4 protein-coding genes are annotated in these 16,378 nt (G+C 59.4%); 2 read left to right on the plus strand and 2 right to left on the minus strand.

Translation table 11 applies throughout. The annotated features are described in order from the left end of the window. Positions 1 to 136: 136 nt before the first annotated feature. The gene (locus AAF739_14130) at positions 137 to 5,626 is read left to right on the plus strand and encodes a glutamate synthase-related protein (protein ID MEM6383806.1); all 5,490 of its coding nucleotides are present in this window, start codon (positions 137 to 139) and stop codon (positions 5,624 to 5,626) included. A gap of 14 nt (positions 5,627 to 5,640) precedes the next feature. Continuing rightward, positions 5,641 to 7,404, plus strand: coding sequence for a sulfite reductase subunit alpha (locus AAF739_14135; protein ID MEM6383807.1), 1,764 nt, complete (start codon positions 5,641 to 5,643; stop codon positions 7,402 to 7,404). A gap of 87 nt (positions 7,405 to 7,491) precedes the next feature. Here the strand turns inward: AAF739_14135 and AAF739_14140 are convergent, their stop codons facing one another. Together AAF739_14140 and AAF739_14145 are read right to left on the minus strand one after the other, a co-directional pair. Then, a complete protein-coding gene (locus AAF739_14140) occupies positions 7,492 to 12,009 on the minus strand; it encodes an autotransporter domain-containing protein (protein MEM6383808.1) in 4,518 nt (1,505 codons plus the stop codon). A gap of 307 nt (positions 12,010 to 12,316) precedes the next feature. Continuing rightward, positions 12,317 to 16,378: calcium-binding protein (locus AAF739_14145; GenBank protein ID MEM6383809.1), on the minus strand; the 4,062-nt coding region annotated here is incomplete at its 5' end.

A 16,378-nucleotide genomic window follows, 5' to 3' on the forward strand; every position in this document is an offset into this window, starting at 1 on the left:
AACTATCCATTCTAATCAAATTGCTCATATGCTATAGCAATTTAGCAGACTTACGCGTCGATCTGTACTCTTTGCGATGAGATCGGCGGGCACTACATCTGACCTTCCCTCTGACGGACGCATCGACGATCACACCATGGTTGCCGCTACAAATCCTTTTGGCCTGTACGATCCGCAGCGCGAACACAGCGCATGCGGCGTGGGTTTTTTGACCCGTAAGGACGGTAAGCAGACCCATGAGTTGATGCAGCTGGGTCATCAAGCGCTGTGTGCGGTTCCGCACCGCGGCGGCATGTCATCGGAAGGCGTCGGCGATGGTGCGGGGATCAGCGTTGACCTCTCACAGGCCTTTTTCTCGAAGATCGTCGGCAAAACGCTGGAGCTCGGTTCGTTTGGAGTTGGCAATTTCTTTTTGCCCAACGATCCAGAACACCATCAGCAAGCGTTCGATGTGATCGAAGCAGCACTCGATGCCGCGGGCTTCCAAGTCCTCGTCGCGCGTGACGTGCCGGTTAATCGGGACGCAGTGCGACCTGCGGCCTTGAAGTATCAGCTGCTTGTTCGGCAGTGGATCTTCGCAGCGCCTGATGGCTGCGATGCCTGGCATTTTGACCGGCTCATCAACGACGCTTTGCTTGCGATTGAGGCCAAAGCTTACACCGTCGCGGAACTCGATGGGCTCTATCCCATCTCTCTTTCGGCGCGCACCCAGGTTTTCAAAGGTCGTCTGAACTCAAGCGAGATCATCCCTTATTTTGAGGATCTTAGTGATCCTCATCACGCGGTTCACTCGCTTTTCTTCCATACGCGCTTTTCGACCAACACCGATCCGCACCCGACCATGGCGCAGCCGTTCCGGTTGATGGCGCACAATGGCGAATTGAACACCGACAAGAAAAACCGGTTGTCGGAGGCAGCGGTCGCGCGTGCCCGTCATAAGGCAATTGTCAGCCCCAAAGGCCAATCGGACAGCTGCCGCCTCGATCAGACCTTGCAATCGCGCATCTTCGACGACGATCTTGACCTTGTCACCGCCGTTGTCTCGATGATGCCCCCCGCTTGGGAAAATGATGACACCCTGTCGCCGCAGGTGCGCGACATGCTGGCCTATTTTTCGTTGTACGAAGAAAAGAATGATGGCCCGGCGGCGCTCATTTTCAGCAATGGCCGGATCATTGGTGCTCGCCTCGACCGATTGGGTCTTAGACCACTTCGCTCGATCGAGACCGATGATTTCATCGCGGTTATGTCTGAAGCTGGGCAGATCGACTTCCCTTGCGAGACGGTCATCAGCCGCGGACGCATCGAAGCCGGCGGTATGCTTTATTATGACCACGATGCAGGCCGCTGTTTCGACACGAAGCAGACGCTGGAGATGCTGGCGGCGCGGCAGGATTATTCAACTCTTCTTGCTGACGCGCAGGTTCACGTCGACGACTTGGCAGAGGCGGAGATCGACCCAAAAATTGCCGCTGCACGCTATGATGGCGATCTGAACACGCCAGCCCGGCACGTGTCCTACTCGCACAATCAGGAAAGCTTCCGCTTTCTGATGGACCCGATGCTCGCTGCGGGGGCCGAAAAGGTTTCGGCTATGGGGTACGGCAACGCCATCAATGCGCTCTCAGACAATGAGGGCGGCGTCGCGAAATATTTCTCCCAGCGCTTCGCGCAGGTGACCAATCCGCCATTGGATTCGATCCGTGAAGCCGATGGCATGACTTTGCGCGTCGCTTTGGGGGCGAAGCCGAACAAGGGCCGGCCAGCACGCATTCCTGGCCAAAGGCAGATCGTACTGTCCTCACCGATCCTCACCATGGTCGACATGTTGAAGATCCGTTCACAGACACATTGCCCGGTCGGTCGCTTCGATCTGCTGTACACGCCCCATTTGACCGACAGTGCGGCGAACGAAACAGCGCTCGTCGAAGGCATCGACATGCTCTGCGACGAGGTCGAAGCGTTCATTCGGGAGAATGGCGGTATCGTCATCCTCACGGACCGGCACGTCAGCCGTGAACGGGCAGCTATCCCGATGACTTTGGCGGTGTCGGCAGTCAATCAGCGGCTGATCGAGGAGGGGTTGCGGCTCGACGGATCGATCATCGTGGAAAGCGGGCAGATCGCATCGGCTCACCATATCGCCTGCGCGCTCGGCTTCGGTGCATCGGCGGTCTACGCGCTCGCCGTGCGGCTGCGTGCTGAGCAAACATTCCCCGATGACCCCTCGAAGGCGTACCGCAAATTCGTCAAAGCGGCCGAAAAGTCGCTGATGAAGACGATGGGCAAGGTGGGTCTATGTACGGTCGAGAGCTACTCGGGCGGCGAATTCTTTGAGCCTAACTTCCTCGATACCGACGACCCGGTCTTCCGGCGTTACTTCCCGAATATGAAGACGCCAGTTGGCGGCGTACGCTTCCCAACGATTGCTCAATCGGCTGCCGATTGGCATGCGCGTGCGCTGAGCGTGGAAGATGAAAAAGATATTCCAATCCTCGGGCTGTTCAAGGAACGCAGCGAGGGTGCGGGACACTCCTACGGCGTGGCCGCCGTGCGCGGCTTTGTCGACCTGACCGAGGAAAAGATCGCGTTCGCGAATGACGACGCCGACGAAGCTGCGGACACGATGCGGCTTTTGACGCTCAACAAGATGCGCGATGCCTTCGATATCGATGAGGCTGGCTACACGCATACCAGCTTCGACAAGCTCACGCCCGAGGCGATCGACACGTTCTCGATGACGCCGGGATACAAGCGTTTCTCGCGCAATATGGCTGAAGAGCGCGCAAAACGCCCGGCTGCACTGCGCGACGTTCTCGCGTTCCCGGCGGACATCACCTTCATGCGCGAACCCGAAGAGATTCGGCGCGAGATGATGTTGTTCAACCGGGCCGGCAACAATGACTTTGTGATCCGCGGGCTTCGCTGCCGCACCCTGGCAGAAGGGCATTACGCTCTCTCGTTGACCGGCCCCCTCGCCTCTGAACTGAGCCGCATTGATGCGCTCGCGCAGTCTTTGGTGGACCGTTTCCGGTCAAGCATTGATGGCCATTGGATTGAAGGTGGCGAGTTGCACGTCAATGTCCATGGCGAAGCGCTCGACTACATCAGCCGGTTGCGGGAAGCGCCCGAAGCGGTGGAACTCGACGAGGTCGAACCAGCCCACACCATCACGCCTGCCCTTGCATCGGGTGCCATGAGCCATGGGGCACTTGTCGCCAACGCACATGAAGCGGTTGCGCACGGCACCAACATGGTCGGCGGAATGTCGAACAGCGGCGAAGGCGGCGAGCACATCTCCCGCTACGGCACGATACGCGCGTCGCGCATCAAGCAATTTGCGTCCGGACGGTTCGGCGTTTGGGCCGGCTACCTTGCAGACCCGTCGCTTGAAGAGATCGAGATCAAGATCGGCCAAGGCGCAAAACCCGGTGAAGGCGGGCAGTTGCCCGCGCCTAAGGTGACCGTCGAGATCGCTGCGGCTCGAGGCGGCACGCCCGGCGTGGAACTGGTTTCCCCGCCCCCGCACCACGACACCTATTCGATCGAAGACCTCGCGCAGCTCATCCACGACGCCAAGGCGGCGCGCGTTCGCGTCATCGTCAAGCTGGTGAGCTCCGAAGGCATCGGCACAATTGCCGTCGGCGTCGCCAAGGCGGGCGCGGACGTCATCAACGTCGCCGGCAACACGGGCGGCACCGGCGCTGCGTCAGTCACCTCGCTGAAATATACCGGTCGCGCTGCAGAGATCGGCATTGCCGAAGTCCATCAGGCGCTTTGCGCGAATGGCATTCGTCAGAAAGTCGTTCTGCGCTGCTCTGGCGCACACCAGACCGGCTCCGACGTCGTTAAATCCGCGCTCTTGGGCGGTGACAGCTTCGAATTCGGCACCACCGCACTGATGATGCTCAAATGCGTGATGGCGAAGAACTGCAACATCAAATGCCCCGCTGGTCTGACGACCAACCCGGAGGTGTTCGATGGCGATCCGCGTGCGCTTGGTCAGTATCTTCTGAATATCGCCCACGAAGTACGGGAAATTCTTGCTCAGCTTGGCTTCCGTTCGCTGCGCGAAGCGCGGGGTCGGTCGGACCTGCTGCATTTGCTTGACCATCCCTCGTCGGTGGGCAAGCTGAACCTGCGGGCCATGCTGACCCGGGTTGACGAGAATATTGTCGAGAACCCGATCTATCTTGAGCGCGACTACTCCGTGGACGATACGCTTCTCGATCTGGTCCGTTCCGCACTCATCGAAGGGCGCCAGACGACGGTCGAAATTGGTGGAAACACGCTGCAGCTCAGCAACCGGAATAAGAGCGTTGGTGGGCAGTTGGCGATCGACATCGAACGCATGCTCAACCACGAGCTGAAGGACGCAGACATTCCGGCTGCCGTCACCGACAGCCGCGGTCGCCGTTTCCTGGCGCCGCGCTCGGTTTCCATTACGACCAACGGCTCAGCGGGTCAGTCATACGGCGCGTTCTGCAATGACGGCATGCAGCTCATTCACACCGGCACATGCAATGACGGCGTCGGCAAAGGCGCTTGCGGCGGAGAGATCGTCGTCCGCTCACCAGCGTCCGGCCCAAATGCGGTCGGCGACAACGTCCTGATCGGCAACTTTGCGCTGTTCGGAGCGACTGGCGGCCGCGCATTTATCGGCGGTCAGGCTGGCGACCGGTTTGCGGTCCGCAACTCCGGCGCGACGGCGGTTGTCGAAGGTGTTGGCGACTTCTTTGCCGAGTACATGACAAACGGAGCCGTTCTGAACTTGGGCGGCTTCGCCATGGGGTATGGCAACGGCATGTCGGGCGGTTTTGCTTATCAATATGACCCGGAACGTCGCTTGCGGCAGTTCATCAGCGAAGATTCGGTTATTACCGGCGCGTTGGATGGAAATGACCCCCAGGCCGACGTCCACGCCCAAGCCGTCCATACGCTTCTCACATGGCACGCCAACGCGACCGACTCGCGCCGCGCGCACGCCTTGCTGGAAGATTGGGACACCGAACGCGGTAATTTCGCCTACGTGATGCCCAAGGCGTTGCTGCAGTACCAGGATGCAGACGCCATCCTTGCCGCTAAGCCCCGTAAGGCCTTGATCGAGGAGCTGGCGACCGGTCTTGCGACCATGCAGGTTGCCAAATTCAAGAAAGCCTGGCGCTCGGGCATGCCCGTGATGGACGGGCGCGTGCCCGGTTACGGCGAAGTCGACACGGACGATATGTTCCGTCTTCTCAACAACTGGTTTGTTCTGGAGACCACACAGAAGGTTGCGCTTTCAAGGCTGCCGAAAGGGACAGAGCTGAAGTCCCCCGAGACGGCGAAAGCAACGCGCAATCTGGTCCTCACAGAGGACTTTGCAGTCATGAACGGCCTCGTGAAACACGCACGTGCCGCCGTCGATGTCTACGGCGACGAGGAACTCGCTGTGATGATCTCGAACAAGCGCCTTCTTGATTTCAAGGAAGCTCTCAAGCTGCGCAACATTCTGTCGATGGATAGCCCCGGCACCTACGGGTGGATTTTGCATCAGGACCGGAAAAACGTTGACGCAATGGGCGAAATTCCGAGTTTTGAAGAGTTGTTTGCTGGCAAGAGCCTGCCTGAGCAGTCAGCCGCCTGAGGACACAGTAATCAATGAAAGTACCCTACATCCCCGATTCCGCGCCCTTTAACGAGGACCAGCGGGCCTGGCTTTCCGGCTTCCTCGCAGGGTTACACTCGCGCGCAGCCATGGGCGAACAGCAGACTGCGGCCGCCGCGGCGCCTGCCCAGCAGGCCGTCAAGCTCGACGTTCTGTATGGTACGCAGACCGGCAACGCTGAGATGGTTGCACAGGATACAGCGCAATCCGCGCGCGCAAAGGGCTTCCAGACGAATGTCGCCGGGCTTGACGATGTCTCCATGGAACAGCTTGCAAGCATGGACCAGGCGATCATCGTCATATCGACCTATGGCGAGGGCGAAATGCCCGACAATGCCCAGCTTTTCTGGGATGCTCTATCCGCCGATACAGCGCCGCGCCTGGAACATCTTTCCTACGGCGTGCTGGCACTTGGTGACACGAGCTATGATGAGTTCTGCCACGCCGGGAAGCTCGTTGACATGCGTCTTGAACAGCTTGGTGCCCGCCGCCTGACCCAGCGGCTCGATTGCGATGTTGACTATGAGGATCCGGCGGCAGCCTGGATTGAAGGCACACTGCCGCTGATTGCGGACGCCGTTCCGGGGGCACTCGCGCCCGTCGCAGAACAGGCCAACGGCGCTGCAGAGACCAGCAAACCCAAATGGAACCGCAAGAACCCCTACCCCGCGCCAACGGTCGAAAACCGGCTGTTGTCTGGCTCTGGCTCGGCCAAGGAAATCCGCCACATCGCGTTCGATCTGAGCGAGAGTGGCCTATCTTACGAAGCTGGCGATGCGATCGGCGTCATTCCGCAAAACAATCCCGAGCTTGTTAATCTGATGATGGAGCGGTTGGAAGTTCCAGCCGACGCCCACATCGAAGAGCTCGACATGTCGGTCCGAGACGCGTTGATGACGCGTTTTGAGATCACGACGCCCTCGAAAGAGATGATCAACGCGATCGCCGAACGAAGCGGCCATGACGAACTGTGCAGCATCGCGACCAATGGCGACAAAGAGGCTCTTGAGGCGTTCATGTGGGGTCGCGACACGCTTGACCTCCTGAACCTCGATGACAAGCTTGTCATCCCGGCTTCGGAGTTCCTTGACCACCTTAAGCCGTTGCAACACCGAGCTTATTCGATCTCATCAAGCCCGAAGGTCCATGGCGATGAGGTGCACCTGACCGTTGCTGCAGTCCGCTGGGAAGCCGAAGGCCGACCCCACCGCGGCGTGTGCTCAACCTTCATGGCTGATGCCCTGGCAGAGGGTGACACCGCGCCCGTTTTCCTGTCACCCAACAAGGCCTTCCGCATCCCCGAAAAAGATGATGCGCCCATGATCATGGTTGGTCCGGGCACAGGCATCGCGCCGTTCCGCGCATTTTTGCACGAGCGTCAGGCGCGCGGCGCAACAGGCAGCAACTGGCTGTTCTTTGGCGACCAGCACCGCTCCGACGACTTCATTTATGAAGATGAGATCAGCAAGATGAGTGCCGATGGCCTCCTGGCGCGGCTCGACCTGGCGTTTTCCCGAGATCAGTCCGAAAAAATCTATGTTCAGACGCGCATGCACGAGAACGGAAAGGCATTGTTCGCCTGGCTTGAGGAAGGCGCCTACTTCTATGTGTGCGGTGACGCAACGCGCATGGCGCGCGATGTCGATACGGCGCTTACCGATCTAATCGCCGAGCATGGAAGCCTGTCGGCAGACGATGCGGGGCAGTATGTCGCCAACCTCAAGCGCGAGAAGCGTTACCTGCGCGACGTCTACTAAGCTTCTGGCCCGGCTAATGCGGGCGGCTTCGCGGGGCGGAGGAGCCAGGCGAAACAGCCCGCCGCGTGTTCCTGCCCTGTGAGACGACTAAAAGGCCAAGCTTGCTGAAATCCCGCCGCGATGGGACCAGGCGTTATCGCCGAACGACCCGGCATAGGTCGTTGTAAGCGAGAACCTGTCAGACACGGCCACGTCCAGCCCAGCGTTGATAGCCAGCGCATGGTCGTTAAGAGCTGCACCGCTGTCGCGGAATGTTGCGCCCGCCACCGTTGGGATCTGAGAATTCACCGAAAGCGTGTCGGACCCGATGCCATGCTCGTACTTCACGGCGAGCGAGGGCGTGACCGAAAAACCGTTTTCGCCTTCGAAAGTCGCTGCAAACTCAACGCCAGCACCGAGCCAGCTTCGGCTGAAGTCGCTGCTGTCCACGGTCAGATTCAAAATGCCCGCACCGGTCTCAACGAACCCATCTCGCGCAATTGCGACATGATCGAACGAGACGATCGGCGCGACGCGCAAATTGTGGGCGGTTCCCCAACCGTTAGCCGCCGCAAGATCATAGGATGAATCCAGCGCGACCTCGATAAGAGTTCCGTCAGCCGACGAACGGGCAAGCACTGCAGGCGCTCCAATAAGAGGCACCAAACGATCCAGATCGTAGGTCTGGAAACCCAAGGCACCGGCAGCATTCAGAAGGAACGGACCAGAAGCCAGGCTCCCGCTGACGCCGGCATGGATGGTCTCGACATCGGCGCCGCTTCTGAGGCTGTCAATATCCGAAACCGTATAGCCCCCCGCCACACCAAACCGTAAAGTCCCGAACGCACCGTTGTTCACCACGTCCAAGCCGCCAGCAAAGCCGACAACGGCGCTATCAAAACCTGGCGCAACCCTCGTGCTATCGACCTCGCCAAAGGCCCCTAACCCGCCCAGCCAGACCTCGAAGCTCGTTGTAGGCTCTCCGAGACCAGGAACAGAACCGCCGGTATCGGAAAAGGAAGACATCCAAGGGTTATGCATCGCTGAACCTGCGTCGGTCGCAGCACCGAAGGCCAGCGAAGCGCCATCTTGGCCCAAGCCCGCACCGTCTCCCAATTGGCGTACACCCTGGCGCTCGCGCATTGCCTCGGCAAACAGGCGCGACGCGAGGACCGATCCTGTCACGCTGTTAGCGAAGATCGATTTATCCGAGAGCGCGGCCGCAGCCGCGGTGCGGGTGTATCCAATGACAACGCTGTTCGGCAGATACGTCGCGCTGAGGTCCAGATCGGGCAGGTTGTCGGTTACCGTGCTGAACTGTCCCGTCCTGCCGCCCGCAGCGGTCAAAATGGTGTAGCTTTGCTGGTTTGGAAACGCGGCCTGCGGACTGAGGCCCACGATTGCAAGCGCGCCATTCAGATTGGCCGTTCCGGTAATGGCGAGCAAGTCGGAGTTACCGGCGGCGTCGATATCAACCAACAGGTTGCCCGTCGTGGTTTGGGTAAAATTGCCGGCCACATTCAGGGTACCAATCGAAGGACCCGGGTTTCCTGGCGATACAATGCCGCCCGCACCCACCGTCAGATTGCCGTTTATCTGACCAACCCCTTGCAGAAGACCGCCACCGATCGTGGTGTCCCCGGTTAAGAAGCCGTTCACGGTCATCGTTCCTGCCGTCTGGTTGACGGTTGCGGCGGCAAGGGTTCGGTTCGGGTCAACCGTGACCGCACCAGTGTTGGTTAGGGCCGTCAGACCGGTAAACGATCCGCCGGAAACATCAAGGGTCGCGGCATTCGTGAAAGCGCCGTTCCCAACAAGGTCAGCCGTGACCGTGAAAAGGCCGGTGACCTGGTTGGTGATCGGTCCATTGAAGGTACCGCTCGCATTGATGGCGCCATCATTGACCACACCTCCATTGACGACCCCTGAGGTTATCAGCGTACCACCGGCATTGTTGTCGAACGGATTGATCAGGGTCAGAAGGCCCGAATTGATGAACTGAGCATTGTTGATGAGCGTGGTTGCGCCGAATGTGCCGGAGTTCGTCACACCGCCATTATTGGTGGCGGTGGTGGCATTGACGGTGCCTGCATTGACGATTTGCCCGCCCGTATTGTTGGTCACAGTCGCGACAGTCAGGGTAGCGGTTGGATCGACATCCGTTGTTCCGCTGTTTTCAAGTGACGCCAGCGTCTCGTTGCCATTCACGTCAAACAGCGTGCCTGCTGCGACTGTCACGTGCGGCAATCCGGTAAAGGCGCCGCCGTCAGTCTGTAACTCGCCCGTGTTGACCGCCACCGTCGTCGAACCGATCGAACCTGTCCCCGTGAAGTTCAGCAGACCGCCATTGACGGTAAGCGGACCGGTTACTGGATTGATGCTGGTCACATCCAACGTCCCCGTTCCGTTGAAGTTGATGGCAACGGGCGAACCCGCCTGAGACAGGGCGCCAGAGAAAGTCGCCGCATCGGTCCCATTGACGAAGAACGTGAAAGCCGGAAAGCCGTCAGGAAATGTTACGACTTCCGCATTGGTAGCTCCGTTTGGCAGCGTAATCGACGTCTGGAACAGCTGGAGCTCAACGTCATTGCCATCGCCGGCAGCCGTGTTAACGGCGGTAAAAATCGTTCCCGCTCCATTGAGGCCCAAACCGTTACCAAACGTTCCGGTGACCGCGTCGGTACCGTCGTTTTGAATGATGATGCGATTGTCCTGAATGGGCGGCGCGCTGAAGTCGCCTGTCAGGGTGAGAGCAAGGGTTGAGCCCGTCAGATCGACGGCTCCGTTGACCGCCAGCAGGTCGTTGGTCCCGCCCGCGTCCACATCCACCAAAAAGGTCCCGAAGGCCGTCTGCGCGAAGTTGCCGGTGATAGTCGTCAGAGAGTTCGCGCCGACACCTCCCAACGAGAGCGTACCGGCGTTCGTGAACAGGTTGCCCGCACCAAGATTGACAATCGCGCCTGAGTTGAAGGTGGAGCCTGCCTGATTGTTGAACGCGTTGGTGCCGCCGCCGATATCGAGCCGGATAGCCCCGTTCGTAAGCGTGCTGAGCACCCCGGTGTTGTTGATCGTCGTATTACCAGCGCCGCCCTGAGCCGCAACACCGCTGGTCGCAGAAAGCGAGGTTGTGCCGCTCGTGTTGAGCACATTGGTGGAGCCGGCGGGCCCGAGGAAGTCAATCGCCGAAACGGTACCGCCGAAAACACTCGTGCCGTTGACATTCACCGTTCCTGTGCTCCCCGGCTGAACCCCAACTACTATGCCTGTCGCGCCCGCGGTTGCGTTCACTGTGTTGCTTACGGTAAACTCGGCGTTGCCCGTGCCATTGGCCGACGCAAGCAAACCGATGGCATTGTTCCCGGACACCGTAACCGTCTGACTTGCACGGATGATCACGTCACCAGACAACTGCGCTCTGCCCGAGATGCCGATGGCTTGACTATCTCCGTCGGTGTCGTTGACCGTGATGGCCCCATTTGCATCAATGGTGACACCGCCAAAGCCGCCGGTATTGACGGCATTCGACGAAGCTGAAATCCCGAAATCTGTGGCCGTGATTGTGCCGTTTGATGTGACTGAAACAGGTCCAAAGATCGTCGTAAAAGCATTGATTCCAGCTGAAGCACCTGGGCTTGTTGCTGTGATGTTGCTGCTGGAATCGACTACGACCGTTCCCCTTTCGGCTGTCGCAAAAATGCCGTTGGCGGAGGTCGGAGCCTGGGCAGTAATTGTGGTCCCGGCTGAGGCGGTGATCAGAATGTCATTGGGGATATTTGGATCACCCAGCGCTGCTGGCGCACGAATTCCATCGATAGAGCCGGTAATCGGTCCGGGCGGAAACCCTGGCGGAGAGAATGACGGGGCACCGACGTTTGTCACCAGGATGTCGCCATTGGCCGATATCCGAACAACGCCGCTCCCGACATTCTCGGCCTCGATCCCGGCCGGATTGAAAAATCCCTGAGCACTTGCAGCATTAACCGTGATGACACCGTTTGACGTTATATCGATTGTGCCCGAGGGCGGCGTTATTGCGAATATTCCCCGAATAGCGGATGTGATGTCGCTCTGCGATCTGATGGTGACGGAATAATTCGTGGCGCGTGCCCCGGGTAAGGCCGTGTCCCTGACAGTGCCGACTATCCCATTCAGTACCGCCTGAATGTTACCGCTTGTATCTATGGTGATGGAGCCATTACCGGTGGTGAGACCGGTGAATGGCGATTCAACCAGAGCCAACACGCCGTCACCGGCAGAGTTTATGCCGTTTGGGCTCACGTCGATGTTCAGGCTGAGGTTGGAGTCAAACGTCGTAAAATCAACGCCATTCCCGCCGATGGGCGCAGGTAGGTTGAGGACCTGCAGGGTAGTAAGTGTTCCCGCCGGGTTCGTAACCGGGAACGGGCCCAGTGCCTGTAAGCCGCCAGGGTAGATTGCCAGCGGGCCTTGGCAGGTTGCTACAGTCCCAGCTACGTTAACGGTGCAACCGGGTGGATTGACCGGGTCTGGCGGATCAATAAGTTGCGCCTGCGCCGCGCTAATGCCGCCCATCACAAGGCCACCAAGCGCGGTCGACGCCAGCGCAAGCAGCCGAACCGCCTTTGTGATCGATGATGGATGCGCCATCACAAGAGCATCCTGGCGCCCTGCTGATCATAGCTCAGCAGGTGTTTCATGCCTGACACGAAAGCCATTTGTCCCGGTGTCATTCGCACACTCTTTAAGATTGCCGAGCAGTTAAAAATGATCGCCCCTGACGTTAGGGCGATCGAATCCTTGCGCGTGGAAAATATACGGCGCGCGCCCTCGCGCAAAGACTGAAACCAGCCACACCAACGGCCAAACTGCACAATGAAGTGGCAGAAACCGCGAGTTGGTATCGTGATAAGACCATTGCCAAAGCCACCGTTGCCCGGATGGCACCGGGCCAGCCTCAAATCAAGATATCATCCACCAGCTGCGCTTGGGTGGTGTTTTGGATGGTGAATGTGTTGGGTCCAAAGGTGAAGACCACGTCTCCGGCAACATCAGCGGCGAAGGAGAGAGCGCCGTTGACGCTGGCAAAGTTGAAGGCCGTTAGGTCCAGTTGATCGATGTCGTCTTGGAAGTCCGTGACCGTGTCATTGCCGAAAGCGGGGGCGAAGACGAACGTGTCTGCGCCCGTGCCGCCCGTCAGGCTATCGGTGCCTGCTCCGCCATTGAGGAAGTCATTGTCTTCGCGGCCCTGCAGCGTGTCGTCGCCTGCGCCACCGAACAGCACATCGTTGCTCGCGCCTGCCTGCAGGAAGTCGTTGCCATCATTGCCCGATAACGTGTCTTCGCCGAAGCCGCCGAACAGGCTGTCATTGTCATTGCCGCCTTCAAGCGTGTCATCGCCGGAGCCTGACGAGATGAAGTCGTTGCCCGCCTGACCGCGGGAGATGTCATCCCCCGCCCCACCGAACATGCGGTCATCGCCGCCACCACCGTTCAGTGTGTCACTGTCTGCCCCACCCGCCATGACGTCATTGCCGGCATTGCCCGACAGCAGATCGACCCCGCCGCCACCGCTCAGGTTGTCATTGCCCTCATCGCCGATCAGCGTGTCATTGCCACCTCCACCGGTGATGATGTCGTTGGACGCGCCGCCATTGAGGAAGTCATTGCCGAGCTCACCGTTGAGCGTGTCGAAGTCAGCCCCACCGAACAGTTGATCGTTGCCATCCCCGCCGTTGAGCGTGTCATTGCCGGCGCTGCCAGCAAGGACGTCGTTCCCATCATCTCCGTTGAGCGTATCGGGACCGCCGCCGCCATTGAGGTTGTCGGCGCCATCCCCGCCATTGAGGGTATCGATCCCCGCCCCACCCTCGAGCGTGTCGTCTCCATCTTCGCCGTTCAGCTCATCGGTACCGTTCTGACCGCGCAAGGTATCATTGCCGTCCCCACCATTGAGGGTGTCATTGCCGATGTTGCCATTGAGGGTGTCATCGCCGCCGAAGCCATTGACCAGATCAAGCCCGTCGAGCGCATTGATAAGATCGGCAGCGCCCGTCCCGAACAGCGTATCCGGCCCGTTGGTCGCCACATCGGCCTTCTCGAACGCACCGATGTCCGCACCCGTGCCGAACTCACGCGGCGCACCGCGGGCGTCCTCCGTCAGGTTCTGGTCATTGTTGCCCGCATCAATCGCCTGGCTGCCCGCTTGCAGCGCCAGCGTTTGCACCGGTCCGCCATTGTCAGCCAGAGCACCGAGAAGCGGATCGATCGGTGTTGCGATCGTTCCGACAATGTCGCCACCCACGCCGTTGGTGAAGAACCCGGTCCCGTTGAAACTGCCATCGCCGATCAGGTTGTTGCCAAGCGAGGTGAAACTATTTGTCGAATTGGACGTGCGATTGGTCCCGACATCGTTGCCATAGCCGGCTTGCGTGGCGGTGTTGCCTGCGATGATGGTCGACGACAGATCCGTGCGGGTGGCACTATCTCCGAACGTTCCGACGCCGCCGCTGATCCCGGCCGTATTGCCGCTGATCGTCGAGTTTTCGATGACCAAAAGGCCGTCAACGTTAAATAATCCGCCTCCGGAATTGTCACTGCCGGTTCCGGCCGCATTCCCGGTAATCGTTGTGTTGGTAATCGTCGCGGTGGTCCCAAAGAGGTCGGTGTTTGTGAACACCCCGCCGCCATCGTCTCCAGCTGTGTTGCCGGTTATGAGGCTGGACGTCAGGGTTAACGAAGTAGCGGAGACCATAAGCCCACCACCATAGATACCTGCCACACTGTCGCGAACGGTGCTGTTATCGATGGTCAGGCTGCCCGCACCGGCGGCGTAGATCGCTCCGCCGGTGTTGGACGCATTGCCGTTTGTGATGTCGAGGCTGTAGAGGACGACGTCGGTTCCAGTCCCCGTGACGTTAAACACCCGGCTGGCATCATTGCCGCTGATGGTGATGTCGGCTTTGTCATCTCCGGTCGTGTCACCATCGATGGTGATGTCCGAGGTGAGCACCAGCTGACCTTGGGTGAGGGTGAGCGTTCCACCGGCAAGGCTCGTGTCAAAGGTGATCGTGTCGGCGGTCAGGTCGTTCTGATTGGCAAGGAAGATCGCTTCCCGCAAGGAGAGGTCACCGGCTCCGCCCATGGTCTCGAGGTTGGAATCGGGTCCGTTGAAATCCAGCTCATCGTCCAGCGTAGTGACCACAAAGCTCTGCGGCGTGGTTGGTGTGCTCTGAAGCTCGAACGCGCCGATATCGGTGCCGCTGCCGTTGTCACGCGCAACTCCGCGGGCATCGGTCGTCAAAGACTGATCATTGTTGCCCGCGTCGATGGCCTGGCTGCCCTGCTGCAGCGCCAGGGTCTGAACCGGCCCGCCATTGTTAGCCAGGGCACCAAGAAGCGGATCGATCTGCGCGGCCGTCGTACCAGCGATGTCGCCGCCTGTGCCGTTGGTGAATAAAGTGTTACCGCTGAACTGGCCATCACCGATCAGATTGTCGCCGAGCGATGTGAACGAGCTGGTTGTGTTGCTGGTCGTATGTGTGCCGACATCGTTTCCATAGCTAGACTGGGTGGCAGTGTTTCCAGCAATGATTGTCGAACTGACCGATGTATTCGCGAGATTGTCTCCGTAGGACCCGACGCCACCCGCAATGCCTGCGGTATTGCCACTGATGGTCGAGTTCTGAATGACCAGGTCGCCCTCGTAATTGAAGACGCCGCCGCCGCTGTTGTTGCTCCCACTTCCCGCCGTGTTGCCGGTGATCGTCGTATTGGCGATCGTCGTGGTATAAGCACCCAGAGGAGACGTCTTGTAGATCCCGCCGCCGTCCCCGCCAGCTGTGTTGCCACTGATCAGACTGGCATTGATGCTCACATTGCTGTCATACAAAAACAGCCCGCCACCGGCCGAAAAGGTTGCGCTATCCCGGATCGTGCTATCGTTGATAAACAGATTGCCGGCCACGCTGCGGGCGAAAATGGCGCCGCCATTGAGGCTGCCCGAGTTTCCGTTCGCAATGTCGAGGCTGTTGAGCGTCACATCTACTGGGCCGATCAACGGATCGTCGCCCACGACAAAGATGCGGCTCGCATTATTGCCATCGATGGTGATGTCGGCCCTGTTGTCGCCATCCACATCGCCATCAATGGTCACCGCGCCATAGATGCCCAACTGCCCATCAGTGAGCGTGATCGTGCCGCCCGCAAGGCTTGGGTCAAACGTGATGGTGTCAGCGGTTGTCCGGTCGCGCTCGGCGAGGAAGATGGCCTCCCTAAGGGAAAGATCATCCGCGCCGCCGAACAGCTCGATTGTTGCGTCGGTGGTAGTTGTGTCGAGCTCATCATCAAGCGTGGTAACAACGAGTGTTTGCGCCGTGGTGGGCGGTTCCTGAAACTCAAACGCTCCAATATCCGCGCTCCCGCCGCTTTCCCGCGCGACACCCCTTGCGTCTGTCGTCAGTCCAGAACTGTTGCTGCCAGCATCAATAGCCTGGCTCAGATTGGACAGGGCCAGCGTGCGCACCGGGCCACCATTATCAGACAAGCTTATGAGGCCCGGATCCTGACGTGCAAATGGGGTGCCAGCGATGTCGCCGCCCGTGCCATTTGTGAAAAAGGTCTGGCCGTCGAACGTGCCATCCCCGATCAAATTGTTGCCGGAGGATGTGAACCGGTTGGTCGTATCGCTGCTAAAGCCCCCGCCAACATCGTTGCCAAGCGTGTTGAAGATGGCCGTGTTGCCCGCAACGATCGAGGATTCCAGCGTGACCGAACCCCTCGCGGCGATCCCGCCAGAGACACCGGCTGTATTGCCGCTGATCGTCGAGTTTTCGATGATTGTCGTGCCGTTGAGGATGTAGACGCCGCCGCCCGAGTCCGACATCCCGCTTCCGGCCGAATTGCCCGTAATCGTGGTGTTTGAAATCAGCTGGGTGGTGAAACCGGAAATGAGCCCGATGGCCCCGCCTTTGCCTGCCGCAGTGTTTCCTTCCAGCAGGGTCGCGTTCAGGGAAAAATC

The sequence above is a fragment of the Pseudomonadota bacterium genome (assembly GCA_039024915.1).
GTDB lineage: Bacteria > Pseudomonadota > Alphaproteobacteria > Rhizobiales > MH13 > MH13.